Origin of the sequence: Streptomyces sp. NPDC001231, assembly GCF_042896885.1 — a bacterium.
In the GTDB taxonomy this organism is placed as follows: Bacteria; Actinomycetota; Actinomycetes; order Streptomycetales; family Streptomycetaceae; genus Streptomyces.
In genome coordinates this window covers 131,363-155,103 of the sequence record NZ_JBIAXS010000014.1, presented here as the reverse complement: position 1 = coordinate 155,103, position 23,741 = coordinate 131,363, and the positions used below count along the sequence as shown (strand labels likewise).

The 23,741-nt window shown below is 70.7% G+C and carries 19 protein-coding genes, 1 tRNA gene and 1 riboswitch; of the genes, 6 read left to right on the top strand and 14 right to left on the bottom strand.

Going from position 1 to position 23,741, the window contains the following annotated elements:
* Positions 1–96 precede the first annotated feature (96 nt).
* A complete protein-coding gene (locus tag ACFY3J_RS19065) occupies positions 97–1,488 on the bottom strand; it encodes a cystathionine beta-synthase (protein ID WP_390841310.1) in 1,392 nt (463 codons plus the stop codon).
* Between the two features lie 159 nt (positions 1,489–1,647).
* On the opposite strand from ACFY3J_RS19065, the gene ACFY3J_RS19060 reads away from it, so the two are divergent.
* The 3 genes from ACFY3J_RS19060 to ACFY3J_RS19050 all read left to right on the top strand — a co-directional run bounded on the left by ACFY3J_RS19060 (position 1,648) and on the right by ACFY3J_RS19050 (position 5,278).
* A complete protein-coding gene (locus ACFY3J_RS19060; RefSeq protein WP_384179196.1) occupies positions 1,648–2,706 on the top strand; it encodes an SGNH/GDSL hydrolase family protein in 1,059 nt (352 codons plus the stop codon).
* 219 nt (positions 2,707–2,925) lie between these two features.
* A complete protein-coding gene (locus tag ACFY3J_RS19055; RefSeq protein ID WP_390841309.1) occupies positions 2,926–4,146 on the top strand; it encodes an acetyl-CoA C-acetyltransferase in 1,221 nt (406 codons plus the stop codon).
* Positions 4,147–4,456: 310 nt separating this feature from the next.
* Positions 4,457–5,278, top strand: coding sequence for a hypothetical protein (locus tag ACFY3J_RS19050; protein WP_390841308.1), 822 nt, complete (start codon positions 4,457–4,459; stop codon positions 5,276–5,278).
* 75 nt (positions 5,279–5,353) lie between these two features.
* Here the strand turns inward: ACFY3J_RS19050 and ACFY3J_RS19045 are convergent, their stop codons facing one another.
* A complete protein-coding gene (locus ACFY3J_RS19045) occupies positions 5,354–5,665 on the bottom strand; it encodes a hypothetical protein (protein ID WP_361411775.1) in 312 nt (103 codons plus the stop codon).
* Positions 5,666–5,763: 98 nt separating this feature from the next.
* On the opposite strand from ACFY3J_RS19045, the gene ACFY3J_RS19040 reads away from it, so the two are divergent.
* The gene (locus ACFY3J_RS19040) at positions 5,764–5,991 is read left to right on the top strand and encodes a DUF4287 domain-containing protein (protein WP_141360416.1); all 228 of its coding nucleotides are present in this window, start codon (positions 5,764–5,766) and stop codon (positions 5,989–5,991) included.
* Between the two features lie 125 nt (positions 5,992–6,116).
* On the opposite strand, the gene ACFY3J_RS19035 is transcribed toward ACFY3J_RS19040, so the two are convergent.
* The 3 genes from ACFY3J_RS19035 to ACFY3J_RS19025 form a co-directional block, all read right to left on the bottom strand.
* Entirely contained in the window at positions 6,117–7,028 is a 912-nt protein-coding gene (locus tag ACFY3J_RS19035; RefSeq protein WP_390841307.1) for a Bax inhibitor-1/YccA family protein, read from the bottom strand.
* Positions 7,029–7,233: 205 nt separating this feature from the next.
* On the bottom strand, positions 7,234–8,409 hold the full coding sequence (locus ACFY3J_RS19030) for a 4-hydroxybenzoate 3-monooxygenase (RefSeq protein WP_390841306.1): 1,176 nt from the start codon (positions 8,407–8,409) through the stop codon (positions 7,234–7,236).
* A gap of 330 nt (positions 8,410–8,739) precedes the next feature.
* Positions 8,740–8,826, bottom strand: a tRNA-Leu gene (locus ACFY3J_RS19025).
* Between the two features lie 423 nt (positions 8,827–9,249).
* Between ACFY3J_RS19025 and ACFY3J_RS19020 the strand changes: the two genes are divergently transcribed.
* Positions 9,250–10,050 carry an ABC transporter ATP-binding protein gene (locus ACFY3J_RS19020; protein WP_384179076.1) on the top strand — a complete coding sequence of 267 codons (801 nt, stop codon included), beginning with the start codon at positions 9,250–9,252 and terminating at the stop codon, positions 10,048–10,050.
* Between the two features lie 65 nt (positions 10,051–10,115).
* Positions 10,116–12,647 carry an ABC transporter permease gene (locus tag ACFY3J_RS19015; RefSeq protein ID WP_384179074.1) on the top strand — a complete coding sequence of 844 codons (2,532 nt, stop codon included), beginning with the start codon at positions 10,116–10,118 and terminating at the stop codon, positions 12,645–12,647.
* A 285-nt stretch (positions 12,648–12,932) separates the two neighbouring features.
* Here ACFY3J_RS19015 and ACFY3J_RS19010 read toward each other — a convergent pair whose 3' ends face one another.
* The 9 genes from ACFY3J_RS19010 to ACFY3J_RS18970 form a co-directional block, all read right to left on the bottom strand.
* The gene (locus ACFY3J_RS19010; protein ID WP_384179194.1) at positions 12,933–14,243 is read right to left on the bottom strand and encodes a class I SAM-dependent methyltransferase; all 1,311 of its coding nucleotides are present in this window, start codon (positions 14,241–14,243) and stop codon (positions 12,933–12,935) included.
* 232 nt (positions 14,244–14,475) lie between these two features.
* Positions 14,476–15,858, bottom strand: a complete 1,383-nt coding sequence (locus ACFY3J_RS19005) for an NAD(P)/FAD-dependent oxidoreductase (protein WP_384179071.1) — start codon at positions 15,856–15,858, stop codon at positions 14,476–14,478.
* Between the two features lie 441 nt (positions 15,859–16,299).
* Entirely contained in the window at positions 16,300–17,241 is a 942-nt protein-coding gene (locus ACFY3J_RS19000; protein WP_376607139.1) for an exopolyphosphatase, read from the bottom strand.
* Complete coding sequence (locus ACFY3J_RS18995) at positions 17,238–17,843, bottom strand: DUF501 domain-containing protein (protein WP_384179069.1); 606 nt, start codon at positions 17,841–17,843, stop codon at positions 17,238–17,240. Before ACFY3J_RS18995 ends, ACFY3J_RS19000 begins: the two co-directional genes overlap by 4 nt.
* 25 nt (positions 17,844–17,868) lie before the next feature.
* The gene (locus ACFY3J_RS18990; protein WP_384179067.1) at positions 17,869–18,345 is read right to left on the bottom strand and encodes a septum formation initiator family protein; all 477 of its coding nucleotides are present in this window, start codon (positions 18,343–18,345) and stop codon (positions 17,869–17,871) included.
* A gap of 145 nt (positions 18,346–18,490) precedes the next feature.
* Positions 18,491–19,777: a phosphopyruvate hydratase gene (eno, locus tag ACFY3J_RS18985; RefSeq protein ID WP_141360407.1), complete on the bottom strand. Its 1,287-nt coding sequence runs from the start codon at positions 19,775–19,777 to the stop codon at positions 18,491–18,493.
* A 246-nt stretch (positions 19,778–20,023) separates the two neighbouring features.
* On the bottom strand, positions 20,024–20,761 hold the full coding sequence (locus ACFY3J_RS18980) for a transglycosylase family protein (RefSeq protein ID WP_390841305.1): 738 nt from the start codon (positions 20,759–20,761) through the stop codon (positions 20,024–20,026).
* Between the two features lie 4 nt (positions 20,762–20,765).
* Positions 20,766–20,933, bottom strand: a riboswitch (cyclic di-AMP (ydaO/yuaA leader).
* Positions 20,934–21,114: 181 nt separating this feature from the next.
* Positions 21,115–22,155: a transglycosylase family protein gene (locus ACFY3J_RS18975; protein WP_390841304.1), complete on the bottom strand. Its 1,041-nt coding sequence runs from the start codon at positions 22,153–22,155 to the stop codon at positions 21,115–21,117.
* A 222-nt stretch (positions 22,156–22,377) separates the two neighbouring features.
* Positions 22,378–23,631 carry a cytochrome P450 gene (locus tag ACFY3J_RS18970; RefSeq protein ID WP_384179061.1) on the bottom strand — a complete coding sequence of 418 codons (1,254 nt, stop codon included), beginning with the start codon at positions 23,629–23,631 and terminating at the stop codon, positions 22,378–22,380.
* Positions 23,632–23,741 lie beyond the last annotated feature (110 nt).

The following is a 23,741-nucleotide window of genomic DNA, read 5'->3' as shown; positions in this document are numbered from 1 at the left end:
CGTGCACGTGACACGCTCGTACCGTTTCCACGACTGCCTCTCAGCCGCGGGTCACCGCACGTTCCCCGCCGGCACGCCGACCGCGGCGGCGACGCGTCAGTGCTTTCCGCCCTTGGCCAGGAAGGAGAGCAGGTCCTGACGGCTGACGACGCCGGTCGGCTTGCCCTCCACCAGCACGATCGCCGCGTCCGCCGTGCCCAGCACCGACATCAGGTCGGCGACCGGCTCGCCGGAGCCGACCTGGGGCAGCGGGGCCGACATGTGCTTCTCCAGCGGGTCCTCCAGCGCGGCCCGCTTGGTGAACAGCGCGTCCAGCAGCTCCCGCTCGACCACCGAGCCGACCACCTCGGCCGCCATGACGTCCGGGTGACCGGCGCCCGGCTTCACGATCGGCATTTGGGAGACGCCGTACTCGCGCAGCACCTCGATGGCCTCGCCGACGGTCTCGTCCGGGTGCATGTGGACCAGGGAGGGGATGGAGCCGCCCGCCTTGTCGCTCAGCACGTCGCCGACACGGGCGCTCGGGCCCTCGTCGTCCAGGAAGCCGTAGTCGGCCATCCACTCGTCGTTGAAGATCTTCGACAGGTACCCTCGCCCGCTGTCCGGCAGCAGGACCACCACGACGTCGTCCGGGCCGAGCCGCTCGGCCACCCGCAGCGCCGCGACGACGGCCATGCCGCAGGAGCCGCCGACCAGCAGGCCCTCCTCCTTGGCGAGGCGGCGGGTCATCTGGAAGGAGTCCTTGTCGGAGACGGCGACGATCTCGTCGGCCACGCTCCGGTCGTAGGCGGTCGGCCAGAAGTCCTCACCGACGCCCTCGACGAGGTAGGGCCGCCCGGAGCCGCCGGAGTACACCGAGCCCTCCGGGTCGGCACCGATGACCTGGACCTTGCCGTCGCTGGCGTCCTTCAGGTAGCGGCCGGTGCCGGAGATGGTGCCGCCGGTGCCGACGCCGGCCACGAAGTGGGTGATCCGCCCCTCGGTCTGCTCCCACAGCTCGGGACCGGTGGAGTGGTAGTGCGACAGCGGGTTGTTCGGGTTCGAGTACTGGTCGGGCTTCCAGGCTCCGGGGGTCTCACGGACCAGCCGGTCGGAGACGTTGTAGTAGGAGTCGGGGTGCTCCGGCGCGACGGCCGTCGGGCACACGACCACTTCGGCGCCGTACGCGCGCAGCACGTTGATCTTGTCCGTGGAGACCTTGTCCGGGCACACGAAGATGCACTTGTAGCCCTTCTGCTGGGCCACGATGGCCAGTCCCACACCGGTGTTCCCACTGGTCGGCTCGACGATCGTGCCACCGGGCTTGAGCTCCCCGCTCTGCTCGGCCGCCTCGATCATGCGCAGGGCGATGCGGTCCTTCACGGAGCCGCCGGGGTTGAAGTACTCGACCTTCGCCAGGACGGTCGCCTTGATCCCCTCGGCGACGCTGTTGAGCCGCACCAGCGGGGTGTTGCCGACGAGGCTGATCATCGAGTCGTGGAATTGCACCGTTGTCTCCGGTTGCTGCAAAAGATGTGGTCGTAGTGTGCCGCCAGCCTAAGGCCAGGGGGGACCGTCCGGGGTGGGCGTTCACTCCCCGTCGAGATTGGACGACGGTCCGTACGGGGCAAGGAGTGGATGTACGGCTACGAGGAGGTGCCGGCGGGCATGACGAACATGTCGAGGGCGAGAGTGGCCCGGCGGATCGCGGCCGGTGCCGCGTACGGCGGCGGCGGCATCGGTCTGGTCGGTGCCGCGGCCGTCGGTCTGCTGCTGGCCGAGGTGCAGATGGCCAAGCGTCACGTGGGCAACGGCTCGGACAACCACGTGCCCGTCGCGGACGGACTGTACGGCCGTGCCTACGACACCCCCGGCGAGCCGCCGCTGAGCCTGGTGATGCTCGGCGACTCCACGGCCGCGGGACAGGGCGTGCACCGGGCCGGGCAGACGCCGGGCGCGCTGCTGGCGTCGGGCCTGGCGGCGGTGGCGGAACGTCCGGTGCGGATGCGCAACGTGGCGCAACCCGGTGCCCGGTCGGACGACCTGGACCGCCAGGTGGCGCTGGTGCTGGGCGACCCGGAGCGGGTGCCGGACATCTGCGTGATCATGGTCGGGGCGAACGACGTGACCAACCGGATGCCGCCGACGCGCTCGGTGCGCCACCTGTCGGCGGCGGTGCGGCGGCTGCGCACGGCGGGCGCCGAGGTCGTCGTGGGCACCTGCCCGGACCTCGGCACGATCGAGCCGGTCCAGCAGCCCCTGCGGTGGGTGGCCCGGCGGGCCTCGCGTCAGCTGGCGGCGGCGCAGACGATCGGGGCGGTGGAGCAGGGGGGCCGGACCGTGTCGCTGGGCGACCTGCTGGGTCCGGAGTTCGCGGCGAACCCGCGGGAGCTGTTCGGTCCGGACAACTACCACCCCTCCGCGGAGGGGTACGCGACGGCGGCGATGGCGGTGCTGCCGACGGTGTGTGCGGCGCTGGGCCTGTGGCCGGCGGAGGAGGAGCGTCCGGACGTGTCCCGGAGCGAGGGCTTCCTGCCGGTGGCACGGGCGGCGGCCGAGGCCGCGTCGCAGGCGGGCACGGAGGTCACGGCGGCACTGCCGACCGGTCCGCGCGGACCGTGGGCCCTGCTCAAGCGGCGCCGGCGGCGCCGGGTCCCGGAGCCCGATCCGGCCTCTTCCGGCCCGTCCGAGGACGCCCCTCAGTTCGAGGAGCTGGGGGGAGTCTGAGGGCGGCCCGAGAGCGAACCCGGCCGCGTGGGGGAAGCGAACAGGGAAAGCAAGCGCTTAGAAAATTGCGGTCAGGGTCACACCCCGGTTGGAGTGACCCCGGCCGTACGTACGGGTAACTTCCAAGCAGCCCGCCCGTCATCGACCACGCGGCCGCCCGGTCGCCCGACCACCGCCCTCCACGAGCGTTGCGCGCCGCCCTATCGACATGGAGTCGTGATGCCCGAAGCCGTCATCGTCTCGACTGCCCGCTCCCCCATCGGCCGCGCCTTCAAGGGCTCCCTCAAGGACCTGCGCCCCGACGACCTCACCGCCACGATCATCCAGGCGGCGCTCGCGAAGATCCCCGAGCTGGACCCCCGGGACATCGACGACCTGATGCTCGGCTGCGGCCTGCCCGGCGGCGAGCAGGGCAACAACCTCGGCCGGATCGTCGCCGTGCAGATGGGGATGGACCACCTGCCCGGCTGCACCATCACCCGCTACTGCTCCTCGTCGCTCCAGACCTCCCGGATGGCCCTGCACGCGATCAGGGCCGGCGAGGGCGACGTGTTCGTCTCGGCCGGCGTCGAGATGGTCTCCCGGTTCACCAAGGGCAACTCCGACAGCCTGCCGGACACGCACAACCCGCTGTTCGCCGAGGCGGAGGCCCGTACCGCGGCCAGGGCCGAGCAAGGCGGCTCGACCTGGCACGACCCGCGCGAGGACGGCCTGGTCCCGGACGCCTACATCGCGATGGGCCAGACCGCGGAGAACCTGGCCCGCCTCAAGGGCGTCACCCGCCAGGACATGGACGAGTTCGGCGTGCGTTCGCAGAACCTCGCCGAGGAGGCCATCAAGAACGGCTTCTGGGAGCGGGAGATCACCCCGGTGACGCTGCCCGACGGCACCGTGATCGGGAAGGACGACGGCCCGCGCCCCGGCGTGACCATGGAGGGCGTGGCCGGCCTCAAGCCCGTCTTCCGCCCGGACGGCCTGGTCACCGCCGGCAACTGCTGCCCGCTCAACGACGGCGCCGCCGCGGTCGTCATCATGTCCGACACCAAGGCCCGCGAGCTGGGCCTCACCCCGCTCGCCCGGATCGTCTCCACCGGCGTGTCCGCCCTGTCCCCGGAGATCATGGGCCTGGGTCCGGTCGAGGCGTCCCGGCAGGCCCTGAAGCGGGCCGGACTGACCGTCGGCGACATCGACCTGGTCGAGATCAACGAGGCCTTCGCCGCCCAGGTGATCCCCTCCTACCGCGACCTCGGCATCGACCTGGACAGGCTGAACGTCAACGGCGGCGCGATCGCGGTGGGCCACCCCTTCGGCATGACCGGCGCACGCATCATGGGCACACTCGTCAACTCCCTCCAGTTCCACGACAAGCAGTTCGGCCTGGAGACGATGTGCGTGGGCGGCGGCCAGGGCATGGCGATGGTCATCGAACGCCTCAGCTGACGCATCACTCCACAATGGCCATTTGAGAGACCGTCAGTGGCCGCTTTACCACCCGCTGTGACCGAATGGCCCGGAATCCAAGAAACCTCTTGGTTCCGGGCCATTTTGTGATCCAATCTCCCTCAGGATGTGACCTATCTCCCTCACTGGAGAGGTTTACGCAGGTCAGCGCTTTACCCCAGAGGGCCCCGGGGCCGCATCGGACCACAATTCTGTCCGTTTCGTGACATTACGCACTGACACTTGGATAGTCCGCCCTTCAAGCTGATGTAGGAAGTCGGGGGTCGACCTTGAACCCGGGAGTACGTCAGTGAGCGCCATGCCCATCGCCTTGCTGCTCACCACGGCCGCCACCGGCGCCGTGGGCGTCGCCGTTCTGCGCGCCTTGTGGGTGCTGCGCCGCCAGGTCGCGGCCCTGCACACGCAGCTCGCGGCGAACCACGCCGCCACCGCGCGCGCACTGGTGCCCGCAGCCCGCAGCCACGCGGACGCGGAGCAGATACGTGCCGCCGTGGTGCAGGCGCTCGCCGAGGAGCGGGAGCGTGAGCTGGCCGAGGCGCGCGCCTTCTGGGCCGCCCAGGAGGCCCGCGACGCCGCCGACGCGCCCTCCCTGCTCGGGCTCCCCGACAGCGAGCTGTTCCTGCCCCGGCAGTCCGACTTCACCGGCCTCGAGCACCTGGAGCCGGTGGCCGAGCCCGCCCCGGAGGCCGACGAGCTCTCCGGCAAGGACTGCGTCCAGGGCGGTACGTCCGGCGAGTCCCCGGAGCTGGCCGCGGCCCGCCGCCGGCACCCCTCGCACCCGGACTTCACCCCGCACCCGTCGCCCGTCGGGGGCGACCACGAACAGACGCTCGCCACGCTGGAGGACCTGGCCGAGTCCCGCGTGGAACTCGCCGACGTCCGCCCGGGCCCGCTGGGCACCCTCGACGTCTACGTCTTCGCCGACGGTACGACCCTGTGCATGACCCCGGGACACCGCGAGACCGCGGAACGCCTGGCCGACGCCCTGCGCGCGGGCGAGACCCCGGTGCTGCTCGGCGGTTCGGGCGTCTCCGGCGCCTACACGCTCACCTTCACCTGCGGTGCCGAGCAGGTGTACATCCTGGCGGACCGGGTCATCGCGTCGCTGTAGCGGGGGCCGCCGGCTCCCACTCACGTCAGCGCCCCGTCCGCCTCGGCCCCGCCCGCTCCGGACCAGGACCGCGGCTCAGACCCCGGCGCGCTTCAACGCCTCCTGCACCAGACGTACGGCCTCCTCGACCTCGTCCTCGCTCTTCAGTACGAGCGCCAGGTCGTGTCCGGCGACCGTGACCTGGTCCGCCGCCGCGAACATCCCCGCGTCGGGCATCTCCCGCGGCTCGCACCCGGGGCACTCGGCGAGCTGGGCCCGCCGGGCGAACTCCCTGGCCAGCGCCAGCGCCTCTGCTGCGCCCGCCCGTTGCAGCCGGCTCTGCGGCGCCGCCCTGAGGCGGTCGGCGAAGTGATCCACTGCCCGGGTCAGAGATGTCGTGTCAACCACGCCGCGAGACTACGCGCCGCGGCACGACTGTTGCCAATACGCGAACCCTCAGGCACGGTGACGTGAAGGACCGGCTTCGAATGCGTCCGGAGGCGCCGATGTCCCAAGTCTTCTCCGAAGAGACCCATCGCAATCTGCTCGCCCGCATCCCCCACTGCACCGGCCGTGATATCTCCGACTGGCTGCGCACCGTCGAAGAAGGCCCCGCGCTCCGCTTCGAGGAGAAGGTCAGCTGGCTCCGCCACGAGCACGACCTCGCGTACGGCCACGCCAAGGCGCTCATCCACGAGTACGACCTGAGGAGGGCCGCGCGCAAGCTGCTCTAGACCCTGGGCATGCAGCGCAGCGCCGGCGCCGCCGGACGGACACGGCGCCGGAACGCCGAAGGGCCCCGGGAAGACCCGGGGCCCTTGCGTTCGTCGCGTTCGTCCGGCGCGAGGTGCGCTGGGGACTAGTCGCTCTGGTTGAGGATCGCGATGAGACGCAGGAACTCCATGTAGATCCACACCAGCGTCAGCGTGAGGCCGAAGGCCGCGAGCCAGGCCTCCTCGCGCGGGGCGCCGTAGGCGATGCCGTCCTCGACCTGCTTGAAGTCCAGGGCCAGGAAGCAGGCGCCGAGGATGATGCCGATGACACCGAAGAGGATGCCGAGCGGACCGCTGCGGAAGCCGAGGCCGTCACCGCCGCCGAACACGGCGAACAGCATGTTGACCGCCATGAGGAGCAAGAAGCCGAGCGCCGCCGCCATCACGAAGCCGTAGAACCGGCGGGTGACGCGGATCCAGCCCGCCTTGTACGCCAGCAGGACGCCGACGAAGACGGCCATCGTGCCGAGCACGGCCTGCATGGCGGCGCCACTGGCGACGTGGGTGTCGACGATGTTGGAGACGACGCCGAGGAACACGCCCTCGACCGCGGCGTAGGTCAGGATCAGCGCGGGTGAGGCCTTGCGCTTGAACGACTGCACCAGGGCCAGGACCATGCCGATCACCATGGCGCCGACACCGATCCCGTAGGAACGGCTGATGTTGGCGCTGTCGACCGGCAGCAGCGCCCAGGCGAGCGCGGCCGTCACTACCAGGGTGCCGAGCGTGGACGCGGTGCGCAGGACGACGTCGTCCATCGTCATCCGGCCGGTGGTGGCCGGGGCCTGCGGCGGCGCGCCCTGCTGAAGGTCTTGCTGAGCGTAAGGGTTCTGCGCGTAGGGGTTGCCGCTCGGCTGGGCGTACGGGTTGCCCTGCGCGTACGGATTGGCCTGCGTGCCGACAGCGGGACCCCCGGCCTGCGGCGCGGCGTTGAAGCCCGCGTAGCCGTTGTCGCGGCTGAACCCCCGTCGCGAGAAGACCGGGTTTCTGCTCCTCATCTCACTCCTCCATGGCCGCACGGCGCGGCCTTGGCCTCAAGAGTAATGGAAAGGCAAAGGGCTGACCCCAGTACCTCGGAAGGATCTTTCCCTCGCCATGCTGCGGAACACGCTACGTCGCCGCATGATTCCCGGCCAGGGAGGGCCCCGTTCATGACCGACCCGGAACACGTCCGGAACCGGCCGGAGACCACCCGGATGTCCGTCAGCCGATCGGGAACCCGGTGTAGCTCTCGGCGAGGTCGGTCTCGGCGGCCCGGCAGGAGCCGATCCGGTCCAGCCGGGCCAGTTGCAGCCGCCCCTCGAAGGCGGTGGCGTCCGGGTCGCGGTGCAGCATCGTCGTCATGTCGTAGCTGAAGCGCTCGGCCTGCCAGACGCGCCTCAGGCAGGTCTCCGAGTAGGCGTCGAGGAGTTCGGCGGAGCCCGCCTCCTTCTCGTGGACGAGCGCCCGCGCGAAGGTGACGACGTCGCCGACGGCGAGGTTCAGACCCTTGGCCCCGGTCGGCGGCACGATGTGGGCGGCGTCCCCGGCCAGGAACAGGCGGCCGTGGCGCATGGGCTCGTGGACGTAGGAGCGCATCGGGGTCACCGACTTCTGGGTGATCGGGCCGCGGTGCAGGGCCCAGTCGTCGGCGGTCTCCAGCCGCCGTTCGAGCTCGTCCCAGATCTCCTCGTCGCTCCAGGCCTCGGCGTCGGTGTCCGCGGGCACCTGGAGATAGAGGCGGGAGACGGACGGGGAGCGCATGGACAGCAGGGCGAACCCCCGGTCGTGGCGGGCGTAGACCAGCTCGTCGTGCGAGGGGGCCACGTCGGCGAGGATGCCGAGCCAGCCGAAGGGGTACGTCCGCTCGAACACCCGGGAGAGCGAGTCGGGGACGGCCTTGCGGGCCACGCCCCAGAAGCCGTCGCACCCGACGACGTAGTCGCACTCGAGGACGTCCTCGCGCCCCTGGTGGCGGAACCGGACGGAGGGGCGGTCGCTCTCCGCCCCCTCCACGGCCAGCGCCTCCGCCTCGAACAGCAGCGGGCCGCCCTCCTCGAGGTGCAGGGCGATAAGGTCCTTGCAGACCTCGGTCTGGGCGTAGACCATCACCGACCGCCCACCGGTGAGCGCGGGGAAGTCGACGCGGTGCCGGCGCCGGTCGAAGCGCAGCTCGATCCCGTCGTGCCGCAGCCCCTCGCGGTCCATCCGCTCCCCCGCCCCGGCCGCGCGCAGCACGTCCACGGTGCCCTGCTCCAGGATCCCGGCCCGCTGCCGGTGCTCGACGTAGGCGCGGTCGCGGCTCTCCAGGACGACCGAGTCGATCCCGGCGTTGTGGAGCAGCCGGGCGAGGAGCAGGCCGGCCGGTCCGGCTCCAATGATGCCGACGGTGGTGCGCATCGGTCGTTCCCTTCGGATGGGCGTCGTCGCCTGGGTGGATGACGGGGTGGATGACTGAACGGACGGCAAAGACGTTCGCCTGGTGAAATTTCTTTCACTGTGATGTGCCCCTGAGTTTCCGTCCGGACCCACCCGATGTCAATGGTTGTCCGCGGCAATGGGGGTTCGCGTCGATGAGCGCCGGCGTCGACGGGGGTTCGCGCGCACAGAAGCGTGCTGCCGCGAGTGAGGTGAAGTGAGAGCGCGCGGGCCCTGGATGCGGGGAGACCTGCTCGGACCCGCCCTCCTGCCTCGAGGCACGACCCGTTGGCCGGACCGTGTGCGAGGTGGTGGTGCCCGGAGCCGGACTTGAACCGGCACGCCCGCGAAGGGGCAGCGAGGTTTAAGCTCGCCGTGTCTGCTTTCCACCATCCGGGCAGGCCATGGGCTCCGCGCTGCGGCTCCGACCCTATCGGGATGCCTTCCCCGAACAGCGGGCGGGTGGACTCATGTTGTCTTATTTTATTGGTAACTGAGGGAGCATCAGCGCTCGGGGGTGGCCATCGGCACTTGCCAACAGCCTTGCGGGCGAGCGCCGGACGCGCACGTGGAATGACGGAATTTCACCGTCCGAACCAGGGGGCTCCACCTGTTCTCGACGAACCGGCCCGGAGAACGCGTCTCGGGGAGGCCTCCTCCCCGGGTATCAGGGACGGTCCTCATCCCCAGGTATGACGTGCCCGGCCCCGGTCCGACCCCAGTCGGCCCCCGGAACGGGAACAGCGGCTGACTGCACGGGCCCGATCGGCGGCGACGATGGTCTACGTCCCGCGACCATCGTCCCGTCAGGAGCACCCACCCGTGACCACCTCCTCCATCGCCGGCCCGACCACCGCCGTGGCCGCGCGTGCCACGGATCTGTCGAAGATCTACGGACAGGGCGAGACCCAGGTGGTCGCCCTCGACCGGGTCTCCGTCGACTTCCGGCAGGCCGAGTTCACCGCGATCATGGGCCCTTCCGGGTCCGGCAAGTCCACGCTGATGCACTGCGTGGCGGGCCTGGACACGTTCTCCTCCGGTTCGGTGCGCATCGGCGACACCGAGCTGGGTTCGCTGAAGGACAAGCAGCTCACCAGGTTGCGCCGGGACAAGATCGGCTTCATCTTCCAGGCGTTCAACCTGCTGCCGACGCTCACGGCCCTGGAGAACATCACCCTTCCGATGGACATCGCCGGCCGCAAGCCGGACCGGCAGTGGCTCGACTCCGTGATCGCGATGGTCGGGCTCGCCGACCGGCTGGGCCACCGGCCCTCCCAGCTGTCCGGCGGTCAGCAGCAGCGCGTCGCCGTCGCCCGGGCGCTGGCCGCCAAGCCGGAGATCATCTTCGGCGACGAGCCCACCGGAAACCTCGACTCGCGCGCCGGGGCCGAGGTGCTGGGCTTCCTGCGCAACTCCGTGCGCGAGCTGGGCCAGACGGTGGTGATGGTGACCCACGACCCGGTGGCCGCGGCGTACGCGGACCGGGTGGTGTTCCTCGCGGACGGACGGATCGTGGACGAGGTGTACGAGCCCACGGCGGACGCGGTCCTCGACCTCATGCGGCGTCTTCCCGGGGGGAACCTCCGGACCCCCGAGTCCGGCGGCAAGAGCAGCGCCGGCTGACTTCCCGCCCGCCTCCCGCCCCCCCCCTCGCCGCCCCCTCGTACACCCTGGACTGAGACGAACCCATGTTCCGCACAGCCTTGCGCAACGTACTCGCGCACAAGGCCCGGCTCCTCATGACCGTGCTCGCCGTAATGCTCGGCGTCGCCTTCGTGTCGGGGACCCTGGTCTTCACCAACACCATCTCGAACGCGTTCCAGAAGAGTTCCGCCAAGGGCTTCGACCATGTCGACGTGGCCGTGCGGGCCAAGTTCCAGCAGAGCAAGGGCGACCAGGTCGGCCGGCGGCCCGAGCTGACCCAGGCGCTGCTGGACGAGAGCGCCCGCGTCCCCGGCGCCGGCTCCGCCATCGGCGTCGTGCACGGCTTCACCGCGATCGCCGACAAGGACGGCAAGCTGATCGGCGGCGGCTTCCAGTCGCAGGGCGGGAACTACTGGGGCTCGAACGACCCCCGCTACCCGCTGAAGTCCGGCACCGCCCCGCACGGCGAGGGCCAGGTCCTCATCGACTCCGAGACCGCCCGGCGCGCCGGGTACAAGGTCGGCGACACCATCCGCGTCTCCGTCGACGGCCCCGTCCTGACGCCCACCGTCAGCGGCGTCTTCACCACCGACGACGGCAACGTCGCCGCCGGCGGCAGCCTCGCCCTGTTCGACACGGCGACCGCCCAGAAGCTGTTCGGCAAGCCGGGCACGTACGACGAGATCGACGTGCGGGCGAAGGCCGGCACCAGCCAGGCGGCGCTGAAGGCGCAGCTGGACCGGGTGCTGCCGAAGGGGAAGACCGAGACGACCACCGCCAAGCAACTCGCCGACGACCAGGCGCGGATGATCTCGGACTCGATGAGCGGACTGCGTCAGGGCCTGCTGGTCTTCGCCGGCATCGCGCTGTTCGTCGGTACGTTCATCATCGCCAACACCTTCACCATGCTGGTCGCCCAGCGCACCAAGGAGCTGGCGCTGCTGCGCGCGGTCGGCGCCTCCCGTCGGCAGGTCACCCGGTCCGTGCTGATCGAGGCGTTCCTGGTGGGCGCGGTGGCCGCCGTGACCGGTCTGGTCGCGGGCATCGGCATCGGCGCCGGGCTGAAGTCCCTGCTGGGCTCGATGGGCGCCACCGTGCCCGACGGGCCGCTGGTCGTCACGCCCGGCACCGTGGCCGCCGCCCTCGCGGTCGGCGTCCTCGTGACCATGCTGGCCGCGTGGCTGCCCGGCCGCCGGGCCGCCAAGATCCCGCCGGTGGCGGCGATGAGCAGCCTGCACGCGCAGGCGACCACCAAGTCGCTGGTGCTGCGCAACACCATCGGTGCCCTGTTCTCGGCCGCCGGTGTCGCCGTGGTCCTGGTGGCCACCTCGATGGACGACATCGAGGCCGCCCAGGCGCCCATGGGTCTCGGCGCGGTGCTGCTGATCATCGGCGTGTTCATCCTGACCCCGCTGCTGTCCCGTCCGCTGATCGCCGCCGCGGCCCCCGTTCTGCGCGCCTTCGGCGTCTCCGGCAAGCTGGCCCGGCAGAACTCGGTGCGCAACCCGCGCCGTACGGCGGCCACCGCGTCCGCGCTGATGATCGGCCTGACCCTCATCACCGGCATGACGGTGATGGCGGGCAGCCTCCAGCACGCGATCGACAAGATGGCCTCGTCCGCGATCCGCGCCGACTACGTGGTGTCGATGGCGAACGGCAACTTCCTCTCCCCGGACGTCGACAGGAAGCTGCGCGCCGCCGAGGGCGTGACGGCCACCAGCCCGCTGCGCAACGCGCCCTCCCGCATCGACGGCCGGACCGAGTTCCTGACCGGGGTGAACGGGGAGGCGATCGGCAAGCTGACCGACCTCCGCGTCGACGACGGCTCCTTCACGGTCGGCGGCACGAAGGTCGTCGTGGACGCCAAGACCGCCAAGTCGCACGACTGGAAGGCCGGTTCGGTCTTCACCGCCGCCTTCGAGGACGGCAAGAAGCAGCGCCTGACCGTCGCCGGGGTCTACGAGGGCAACGAGATGATCCGCGGGATCATGCTCGACAACGCCACCCTCGCGCCGCACCAGCCCGACCCGACCGACATGCAGGTCATGGTCAAGACCGCCGACGGCGCGTCCGACGCGACCAAGGACCGACTGGTGAAGGCCCTCGGCTCCAACCCGGCGATCAAGGTCCAGGACAAGAAGGACATCTCCAACGGCATCGCGCAGATATTCACCCTGATGCTGAACCTGCTCTACGGCCTGCTCGCCATGGCGGTGATCGTCGCGGTCCTCGGCGTCATCAACACCCTGGCGATGTCGGTGTTCGAGCGCTCCCAGGAGATCGGCATGCTCCGCGCGATCGGCCTGGACCGCAAGGGCATCAAGCGGATGGTCCGCCTGGAGTCCCTGGTGATCTCCCTGTTCGGCGGCGTCCTCGGCATCGGGCTCGGCGTGTTCTTCGGCTGGGCGGCCGGTGAGCTGCTGGGCTCCAGTCTGTCGACGTACGAACTGGTCCTGCCCTGGTCGCGGCTGGCCGTCTTCCTGCTGCTCGCGGCGGCGGTCGGCGTGCTGGCGGCGCTGTGGCCGGCCCGGCGCGCGGCGCGGCTGAACATGCTCCAGGCCATCAAGTCCGAGTAGCGGCGCCTCCGTGCCGAAGGGGCCCCTTCCATGGCGGAAGGGGCCCCTTCGGCGTGTGCGCGCGTGCTGTGACCGGAAAGGTTTGCCGGGAAGCTCGCGGCGCCCGGTGCTGGGGGCACCTCCCACGCCGTTCAGGCAGTGGGGGAACATCGCAAGGCGGAGCATGACCCTCGTACTGGACGTACTCGGGTGATGCGACAACGCGGCTGGGGGTCCCCCCTGCTCGAAGAGCTTGGGGGAGCCGTGCCGGGCGTCGCGAGCCCGTGAACCTATCCGGTCGCAGCACTAGGCGGCGGGCGCGCCCCAGGTGCGGGCCCGCAGCGGCATCCCCGAGTCACCGGATCCGGGGGTCCGCACGGCCAGCACCTGGTTGACGCCGATGCGGTTGCGTTCGAAGGCGAGCGCGGAGGCCGCCATGTACAGGCGCCAGACGCGGGCGCGGCCGGGACTGGTCAGCCTCGTGGCCCGGACCCAGTCCGCCTCCAGGTTGGCCACCCAGCGGCGCAGGGTGAGCGCGTAGTGCTCGCGGATCGACTCCACGTCACGCACCTCGAAGCCGGCCCGCTCCAGCTGGGTGACGGTGGTGCCGACGGGTGCGAGCTCACCGTCCGGGAAGACGTACGCGTCGATGAACTCGTCCACGCGGTACGACGATTCGTCCCGCTGCGGGCGGCGGCCGATCTGGTGGTTGAGCAGCCGTCCGCCGGGCTTCAGCAGGGCGTGCAGCTCACGCGCGTACTCCAGGTAGCGGGCGGCGCCGACGTGTTCGGCCATGCCGATGGAGGAGATCGCGTCGTAGGGGCCGTCCCGCACGTCCCGGTAGTCCTGGACGCGGATCTCCACCCGGTCGGTGAGCCCCTCGTCGGCGACGCGCTTGCGGGCGTACGCCGCCTGTTCCTGGGACAGGGTGACGCCGACGACGCCCACGCCGTGCTCGCGGGCCGCGTGGACGGCCATGGACCCCCAGCCGCAGCCGACGTCGAGGAGCCGCTGACCGGGCTTCAGGTCCAGCTTGCGCGAGATCAGTTCGAGCTTGTCGTGCTGGGCCTGTTCGAGAGTGGCGAGGGGTTCGGGGGCCGGCCAGTAGGCGCAGGAGTACACCATGGAGGGGCCGAGGACGAGCTCGTAGAAGTCGTTGCCGACGTCGTAGTGGTGGCTGATGGCGCTCTTGTCGCTGCGCCGGGTGTGCAGGTGGCCGTGACGCCTGCGGGCCTCCTCGCGGGGCGGGGCGGGCGGCAGCGGCGGGCCGGCCAGCTTCACCAGCCCGCGGACGGCGGCGCGGGCCTGCGGGTCGCGCAGCGTCGCGGCGAGGCCGCGGGCGTCCTCGTCCCGCTCCCAGATCAGGCCCGAGAGCAGTTCCAGGGCGGCGTAGAAGTCGCCCTGGACGGTCAGGTCGCCGGCCACCCAGGCACGGGCCAGGCCCAGTTCGCCCGGCTTGAACAACAGCCGGCGCAGGGCCCGGCGATGGTGTACGACGAGCATCGGTGCGTCCGGCGGCCCCGCCTCTGAACCGTCCCAGGCGCGAATGCGCAGGGGAAGCGGGGACCCCAGCAGCTGTTCGAGGAGTCGTGTGAGCCGCAGCGCGGCATCGGGCATGGTGCACACCTCCATGACGACGAACGCCGGAATGTCATCCACCACGTAAACACCGGGACGCGCCGGGCGCAGTCCCGCAATGGAGTTACGACTGGGCAAACACCACCGTTCCACCGCAACGGCCCCGGGTCACGCCGGACGGAACGCCGAAGGACCTCCCGCACCACGGATGGCGGGAGGTCCTTCGGTTCGTTCGTCGGACCGGGGGGCCCGAAGACCTGGGGCCTGAAGGTCAGGAGGCCTTGGCCTTCTCCTCGGTCTTGCTCGCGGCGGGCACCGGCGCGGGCTTGGCGGCCTCGTAGAACTCCTCGCGGGGGTTCTCCATGGCACCGAGGGAGACGACCTCGCGCTTGAGGAACATGGCGAGGGTCCAGTCGGCGAAGATGCGGATCTTGCGGTTCCAGGTCGGCATGGCCATGCCGTGGTAGCCGCGGTGCATGTACCAGGCGAGGCGACCCTTGAGCTTGATCTTCATCTTGCCCATGACGATCATCGCGACGCCCTTGTGCAGGCCGAGACCCGCGACCGCGCCCTTGTTGGCGTGCTCGTAGTCCTTCTGCGGGAAGCCCCGCATCTGGGAGATCACGTTGTCGCCGAGGACCTTGGCCTGGCGCAGCGCGTGCTGGGCGTTCGGCGGGCACCAGGCGTTCTCGTTGCCCGCCTTGCGGCCTACGAGGTCCGGAACCTGGGCGTTGTCACCGGCGGCCCAGATGTAGTCGGTGCCGGTCACCTGGAGGGTCGGCTGGGCGTCCACGTGGCCGCGCGGGCCCAGCGGCAGACCGAAGCGGGACAGCGCCGGGTTGGGCTTGACGCCCGCGGTCCACACGATCGTGTTGGAGTCGACCTCGAGGCCGTTCTTGAGCACCACGTGGCCGTCGACGCAGGACTCCATGGAGGTGGAGAGGTAGACCTCCACACCGCGGCCCTCGAGGTGCTCCTTGCCGTACTGGCCGAGCTTCGGGCCGACCTCGGGGAGGATCTTGTCGGCGGCGTCGACGAGGACGAAGCGCATGTCCTCGCGGGACACGTTGTTGTAGTACTTGGCCGCGTCCCGGGCCATGTCCTCGACCTCACCGATGGTCTCGGCGCCGGCGAAGCCACCGCCGATGAAGACGAAGGTGAGGGCCTTGCGGCGGATCTCCTCGTCCGTGGTGGAGTCGGCCTTGTCGAGCTGCTCCAGGACGTGGTTGCGCAGGCCGATGGACTCCTCGATGCCCTTCATGCCGATGCCCTGCTCGGCCAGGCCCGGGATCGGGAAGGTGCGGGACACCGCGCCCATCGCGATGACGAGGTAGTCGAAGGGCAGCTCGTACGCCTCGCCGACCAGCGGGGCGATCGTGGCGACCTTCCGGTCCTGGTCGATGGTGGTGACCCGGCCGGTGAGGACCTCCGCCTTGGGCAGCACGCGTCGCAGCGGGACGACGACGTGCCGGGGGGAGATGCTGCCGGCTGCGGCTTCGGGGAGGAAGGGCTGGTAGGTCATGTACGAACGGGGGTCGACGACCGTGACGGTCGCCTCTCCGTAGCGCATCTTCTTGAGGATGCGCCGAGCTGCGTACAGGCCTACGTACCCACCGCCTACTACGAGGATCCTGGGACGCTCCGTGGTGCTCATGGCATCGAGTATCCACCTGCCTCGGGGGGGTCGCTCGTGCGCCCCTTCACAAGGTTGGGCGGGCCCTGTGCTAAACTCCGCGCCCCCCGCTCGCCAGGCCCTGGCGGCCACAGGTGGCCGCCGTCCGGTTCGGACCGTTGTCAAGGCCGCGTGAGCTGCTCCTCTGACCGAAAAAGGTCCCCCCCGGAGGAGCCCAGCGGCCCTTCCGGAACCGCCTCCCGACGCTCACCCGAGCACGGTTTTCTGCCTGCTGAGACCCCGAAAAGGCCGCCGGAGGCCCTTTCGGCCCTTGACAGGGCCGAATTCCTTGTGAAGAACTTCACGAAGTTTTCCTGGCGGAGCGTCACCGAGGGGTGTCCGGCGACCCCCCGGGTGCGCTCACACGGTATCCGGACTGCTCAGCCGGATGCTACCGACCAGTAGAACCAGGGGGAAACGAGCCTACGCCACGGACCACGCGATGCCGTCGAGGATGTCGTGTTCGCTGACGACGACCTCCCGCGCGCCGATGCGCTCCATGATCGCCAGCAGGACCAGGGCGCCCGCGCCGATGACGTCGACACGGCCCGGGTGCATGGAGGGGATCGCCGCGCGCTCGGCGTGCGTGGAGTGCAGGAGGCGTTCGCTGATCTCGCGGACGCGCTCGCGGGAGACGCGGGAGTGGTGGATGGCCGCCGAGTCGTACGCGGGCAGCTCCTGCGCGATCGCCGACACCGTCGTCACCGAGCCGGCCAGGCCCACCAGGGTGTGCGCCTCGCGCAGCGGGACCGTTTCCTCGGCGAGGTCGAGCGCGGCCTCGATGTCGGCCCGTATGGCGGCGATCTGCTCCTCGGTCGGCGGGTCCGTGACCACCCCGTCCCGCACCAGGTGACGCTCCGTCATACGGACGCAGCCCACGTCCACCGAGCGCGCCGCGCGGACGTGGTCGTCGCCCACGACGAACTCGGTCGAGCCGCCGCCGATGTCCACCACCAGGAAGGGCCGGGCGAGGTCCGCACGGCCCGTCAGCTCCTTCGTCGCACCGGTGAAGGAGAACTCCGCCTCCTGGTCACCGGAGATCACCTCGGGCTCGACGCCGAGGATGTCCATCACCCCGCGCACGAACTCGTCCCGGTTCTCGGCGTCCCGGGAGGCGGAGGTGGCCACGAAACGCAGCCGCTCGGCGCCGTGCTCCTTGATGGCCTCGGCGTACTCCCGGCAGGCCGCGAAGGTCCGCTCCAGCGCCTCGGGGGCGAGCCGGCCGGTGCGGTCCACGCCCTGGCCGAGCCGCACGATGGTCATGCGCCGGTCCAGCTCGAGAAGTTCACCCGTCGCCGGGTCGGCGTCCGCGACCAGCAGCCGGATGGAGTTCGTACCGCAGTCGACGGCGGCGACCCGGGTCATGCGCGGTCCTCCTCGGTCCCGACGGGCCCGGCGACGAACCCGCCGTCCTCGGAGGCCTCGGCCTGCCGCCCCTCGCCGGACGACGGCGCCGCGGGCGTCACGCACGGGCCCTTGCGCCACCACTCGGGCAGCATCGCGATCGCCTCGTCACCGAGCGGGTTCACGCCCGGCCCGGCGGCCAGCGAGTGGGCGACCAGGACGTGCAGGCACTTCACCCGGTCCGGCATGCCGCCCGCACTGGGGAAGCCCGTGAGCTTCTCGATCTCGTCCCGGCGCCGGATGTAGTCCTCGTGCGCGGCCCGGTACGCGGCCGCCAGCTCCGGGTCGGTGGCCAGCCGCTCCGTCATCTCCTTCATCACGCCGTCGGCCTCCAGCGTGCCGATGGCCGAGGCGGCGCGCGGGCACGTCAGGTAGTACAGCGTGGGGAAGGGCGTGCCGTCGGGCAGCCGCGGGGCCGTCTCCACGACGTCGGGCTGACCGCAGGGGCAGCGGTGCGCGATCGCGCGCAGCCCGCGCGGCGGCCGCCCGAGCTGTTGCTTGAAGGCCTCGACGTCCGCCTCGGTGGGTTCGGTGCGCTCGGTGGGCGGCGGTGGGGTTTCCATGCCTTGCGTATGTCTCTCTGTCAGTTCACTGGTCGGAGGCGTCGGACTTGTCGACCCCGTCCCAGACGTTGGCGTACCAGGGGCGGCGGGCCGTCCCCCGCTCGGCGCGGGACCGCTCGGCCGGGCCCGGGTCGACCACGACGTAGCCGGTCTCCCCGGGCTTCACGTAGTGCAGCCGCCGCCGGATCTGCTGCTCGGCATAGGCGTCGTCCTGCCAGCGTGCCTTGAGGTCGCGCAGTTGTTCCACCCGCTGCTGGGCCTGCCGCTTCTGCCGTTGCAGGTCGGCGATGTCGGCGCGCTGGGTGACGTACTGCCGCATCGGGTAGGCCAGGGCGACCACCATCGAGCAGAGCACCAGCACGAGCAGCGCCGCGCGGCCGGTGAGACGGGAACGGCGGGCCTGGCGGCGGGTCTGCGAACGGTAGACACGGGCCGCCGTCTGCTCACCGAGCAGCCTGAGCCTGGTCGTGGTGGAGAACCGGTCCCGGTCCTTGACGGCCATCGTCCCGCCTCCCGTTCGTGCCCGTGCACACACGTGCGTACGTCCCCGGACACGGTACGGGACCGGGTACGGGGACGTACGTGCGACTGGCGAAGCCTTACGCTTCGCGGCTCAGCCTCCGGGGCGGCTCGGCCCTCGAAGCGGCTCAGCCCTTGAAGCGCGGGAAGGCCGAGCGGCCGGCGTACACCGCGGCGTCGTCGAGGATCTCCTCGATGCGCAGCAGCTGGTTGTACTTGGCGACGCGCTCGGAGCGGGCCGGGGCGCCGGTCTTGATCTGGCCGCAGTTGGTGGCGACGGCCAGGTCGGCGATCGTGACGTCCTCGGTCTCGCCGGAGCGGTGGGACATCATGCACTTGAAGCCGCTGCGCTGGGCCAGCTCGACGGCGTCCAGGGTCTCGGTGAGAGAACCGATCTGGTTCACCTTCACGAGCAGCGCGTTGGCGGCGCCGTCCTCGATGCCGCGGGCGAGGCGCTCGGGGTTGGTGACGAACAGGTCGTCGCCGACGAGCTGGACCTTGTCGCCGAGCTTGTCGGTGATGACCTTCCAGCCGGCCCAGTCGTCCTCGAACAGCGGGTCCTCGATGGAGACGAGCGGGTAGGCGGCCACCAGCTCCTCGTAGTACTCGGTCATCTCCGCCGCCGAGCGCTCCTTGCCCTCGAAGACGTACTTGCCGTCCTTGTAGAACTCGGAGGCGGCGACGTCGAGCGCGAGGGCGATCTGCTCGCCGGGGGCGTAGCCGGCTTCCTTGATCGCCTCGAGGATGAGGTCGAGGGCCTCGCGGTTGGAGCCGAGGTTCGGGGCGAAGCCGCCCTCGTCGCCGAGGCCGGTGGACAGGCCCTTGCCCTTCAGGACCTTCTTCAGCGTGTGGTAGACCTCGGTGCCCCAGCGCAGGGCCTCGGAGAAGGACTCCGCGCCGATCGGGGCGATCATGAACTCCTGGATGTCCACGTTGGAGTCGGCGTGCGAGCCGCCGTTCAGGATGTTCATCATCGGCACCGGCAGCAGGTGCGCGTTCGGACCGCCCAGGTAGCGGAAGAGGGGGAGGTCCGAGGCCTCGGAGGCGGCGTGGGCGACGGCGAGGGAGACGCCGAGGATGGCGTTGGCGCCCAGCGAGCCCTTGTTGTCGGTGGCGTCCAGGTCGAACATGGCCTGGTCGATCAGGCGCTGCTCGGTGGCGTCGTAACCGACGAGCTCCGGGCCGATCTGCTCGATCACGGCGAGGACGGCCTTCTCGACGCCCTTGCCCTGGTAGCGGTTGGGGTCGCCGTCACGGAGCTCGATGGCCTCGAAGGCACCGGTGGAGGCGCCGGAGGGGACGGCGGCACGACCGGTGCTGCCGTCGTCGAGGCCGACCTCGACCTCGACCGTGGGGTTGCCTCGGGAGTCCAGGATTTCCCGGGCTACGACGACGTCGATGGACGGCACGAGCATCTCCTTCTGGGATGTGACGCTGGAAGTGCGGGGCGTGAGCCTTGCGACTAGAGCCTAACCGTCCCGGGGCGGCGACCGGCCGACCGACCGCCTCGTGGACAGAGTGACGGTACCCTTTGTTCCTGCTCGGAACAAAGGGGAGGGGAAGGTTCGGGAACGGCCGGGCGTCCGGGAGACGAAAAACCCGCCCCGGCGCGTAGGGGGGAACGCGCCGGGGCGGGGGCCCATGAAGGGCGGCACGGGCCCTTACTTCAGGTGGAGCTGCTGGCCCGGGTAGATGAGGTCGGCGTTGTCGACGATGTCCTTGTTCAGCTCGAACAGCTTCTTCCAGCCGCCCTGGACGCCGTGCTCGGCGGCGATGGAGCTGAGGGTGTCGCCGGAGAGCACCTTGTACTCGCCGTCGCCCTTCTCGACCTTCTTGCCGGTGGGCGTGGTGACGGTCTTGCCCGGAGCGGGACGCGTCGCGGAGCGGCTGGCGGCCCGCTGCTCGGTCGAGCGGGTGGTGGTGCTCTTGGCGGAGCTGCCGCTCGACGACGAGGAGGAAGACGACGACGAAGACGAGGACGAGGACGAAGACGAGGACGAGGACGAGGGGGCGCTGCCGGTGTAGGCGGCGCCGGACAGGCCCTTGCCGCAGACCGGCCAGGCGCCCTTGCCCTGGCCCGCGAGGACCTTCTCGGCGACGGCTATCTGCTGCGACTTGGAGGCCAGGTCGGCGCGCGACGCGTAGGCGGTGCCGCCGTACCCGGCCCAGGTGGAGTTGGTGAACTGGAGGCCGCCGTAGAAGCCGTTGCCGGTGTTGATGGACCAGTTGCCGCCGGACTCGCACTGGGCGACCGCGTCCCACTCGGAGGCGGTGGCGGCGGAGGCGTTGCCGACCGCCATCAGCGGGGCGGCGACCGCGGCACCGGCGACACCGGCGAGCGCGATGACACGGGTGGTCCTGGACGTACGACGGTGCTTGGCCTTGCTGGAGAACAGCATGGATGGATCCCCTCACCGACGCCTGCGAGGTGAGCTGTCGGGTTCGGGCCGGTTGAGTTGCCCGGCCGTGCCTCGTACACGAGGCACGGCTCCACCCCTAGCCGCTCCGGTCAACTGCCCGGCGCGGCACTTACCTTGGGTCCCCCGCTCCTGCCCACGGCGCTTGACGCGACGACTGTTCCCGTGCGGCCGCTGGCAGGATTCGGCGTTGCGGCAGCCGGGGCTCGCGGTGACGAGCGGTCATGACCGTAGGCACGCGCTCCGCCGAATTCCAAAGACGATCAGGGCTTCTGAGACTCATCCCACACTTCCCCGAATGGGACATTCGGTGCGAAGCGTGACGTGAACTTCCGCTACTTTTGGGGCGTTTCGGTAGGGACATTCAGGGTCTGACCGGCAGAGATGTGATTCGGGTCGGACCCGATCGCCCCCCTGTTCGCCGCATACAGCGCGTCCCATCCACCCGGGACGTCAAGGGAGTCGGCGATGGACTCGAGCGAGTCGCCGGCGCGGACGGTGTAGGAGTCGGCGACGACGGCGCGCGCGGAGCCGCCGCGGGAGGCGTGACGGCCGGAGGAGGCGGCCGCGTGACTGTCGGCCGGATCCTCGACGGCACTGCCGCCGCGGTGCCGCCCACCGCCGAGCGCGCCGGTGTCGACCAGGGCCGAAGTGCCGCCGATCTGCCACGAGTTGTCCGTATCACCCGGCTGCGGCGTGATCGAGGGCGAGGCGTCGGGCGACTGGGACCCGCCTGCCGCGACATCGGAGGACGTGTCGGACTCGGCCGGCTTGCCCTTCTCGGCGGGCGAGGACGGCGAAGGGGAGGACGTGGTGGGGGACGCGGCCGGCGAGCCGGAGGAATCGGTCGAACCGGGGTCGACGTCCGACGATCCGGACGGGTCACTCGACGACTCCTGCGACGAGTCGGACAGGCCGAGGTCGTCCGTGACGGACTTTCCGGAGGAGTTGGAGGTTCCGGACGAATCACCCACGCCGGTGTCGACCTTCGCCGCCCCGGACTTCTTGCTGAGCCCGGAGAGCAGCCCGCACGTCGGCCAGGCACCGGGGCCCTTGTCGGCGAGCAGCTTCTCGGCCACGGCTATCTGCTGGGACCGGCTGGCCTGGTCGGCGCTCGAGGCGTAGTCGAGGCCGCCGTACTTCTCCCAGTCGTCCTGCGTCAACTGGAGGCCGCCGTAGTAGCCGTTGCCGGTGTCGGCGCTCCAGGCGCCGCCACTCTCGCACTTGGCCACCTTGTCCCACGCGTTGCCGTCGGCCGCGCTGGCGCCGCCGGCGCCGATCAGCGGGATGGCGATGGCGGATCCGGTCACTCCGGCTGCGACGAGGAGGGCCGGAGCCTGACGGGGCCGACGGTGACGACCGTTCCCGGAGAGCATACGGAGACCTTTCGTGCGACAGCGGTGACCCGCGTGGCGACCGCAGACTCGGCGCCACGCTGATGGGTGAAAGTATCGGCTGTCGATCGCTTGTCACAAGTTCATGCCGCACAGATCACGTGAAGATCACACCGTTGAACATTGTCGTCTTCGTGTCCGTCAGTGGGTAGGCGTGGTGCGGCGGCAGGCGCCTTTTCCTGCCTTGTCCGGCTTCCCCGCGACTTACCGACCGGGTGTGAACCGCACCGGCAGCGTCCGCAGTCCGCGCATGATGAGCCCGCCGCGCCAGCGCAAGTCGGCCGGATCCGTGCCCAGTTGCAGGTCCGGGAGCCGGGTGAGGAGGGTGGCCAGCGCGGTCTGGCCCTCCAGGCGGGCGAGCGGTGCGCCGAGGCAGTAGTGGATGCCGTGTCCGTAGCCGAGGTGTTGATTGTCACGCCGCCCGAGATCGAGGACGTCGGGGCCGGCGAACCGCTCAGGGTCCCGGTCGGCGGCGGCGAGGACGACGAGGACCGGCTCGCCTGCGGCGATGTCCTGCCCGCCGATGGTGAGCGGCCGGGTGGCGTAGCGCCAGGTGGCCAGCTCCACCGGCCCGTCGTAGCGCAGGAGTTCCTCCACTCCCGTCTCCAGCAGGCCGCCGTCCCCCTCGGCGAGGGACCGCTGGAGCCGGTCCCGCTGTTCGGGGTGGGTGAGCAGGGCGTAGGTGCCGTTGCCGATGAGGTTGACGGTGGTCTCGAAACCGGCGAACAGGAGGATGAAGGCCATGGCTGCGGCCTCGTTCTCGGTGAGGTGCTCGCCGTGGTCGGAGGCGCGGATGAGCGCGGAGATGAGGTCCTCGCCGGGGGCGGGCTCGGCCGGGAGCGCCTCGCGCTTGCGGTGGATGAGGTCCGCGAGATAGCCACGCATCTTCTTCACCGAGCGGGCGACCCCGCCGCGCGGGCCCTTGCCGTGGCGGATCATCATGCCCGCCCAGTCCCGGAAGTCGTCCTGGTCCTCGCGGGGGACGCCGAGCAAGTCGCAGATGGCGTAGATGGGCAGCGGGAAGGCGAACTCGTGAATGAGGTCGGCGGTGCCACGCTCGGCGAACCCGTCGATGAGTCCGTCGGCCAGTTCCTGCACACGTGGGGCGAACTCGGCGACGCGGCGCGGGGTGAACGCCTTGCTGACCAGCCGGCGCAGCCGGGTGTGGTCCGGCGGGTCGATGTTCAGCAGGTGGGTCATCAGCTCGGCCTTGCGCTCGCCGGGGATGCCGGTCCTGCCCTTGGCGTGCGCGGACTCGGCGTGGTGCGCCGGGTTCTTGGACAGCCGCTGGTCGGCCAGGGCCTGCCTGGCGTCCGCGTACCGGGTGACCAGCCAGGCCTCCACTCCGCTGGGCAGCCGGGTCCTGTGCACGGGGGCGTGCTCGCGGAGCCAGGCGTAGGCCGGGTAGGGGTTGCTCGCGAACTCCCAGGTGAACAGGGCGGGTGGCTGGTCGTGCATACGGTTGACCCTAGCGTCGGAGGTTCGGTGCGAGGGCTTCCGCCCCTGCCGCCGCTATGGCACTCCCCGTCCCCGGCTGCGATGCCCCCGGCACCCTGCCGCCCCGCCCG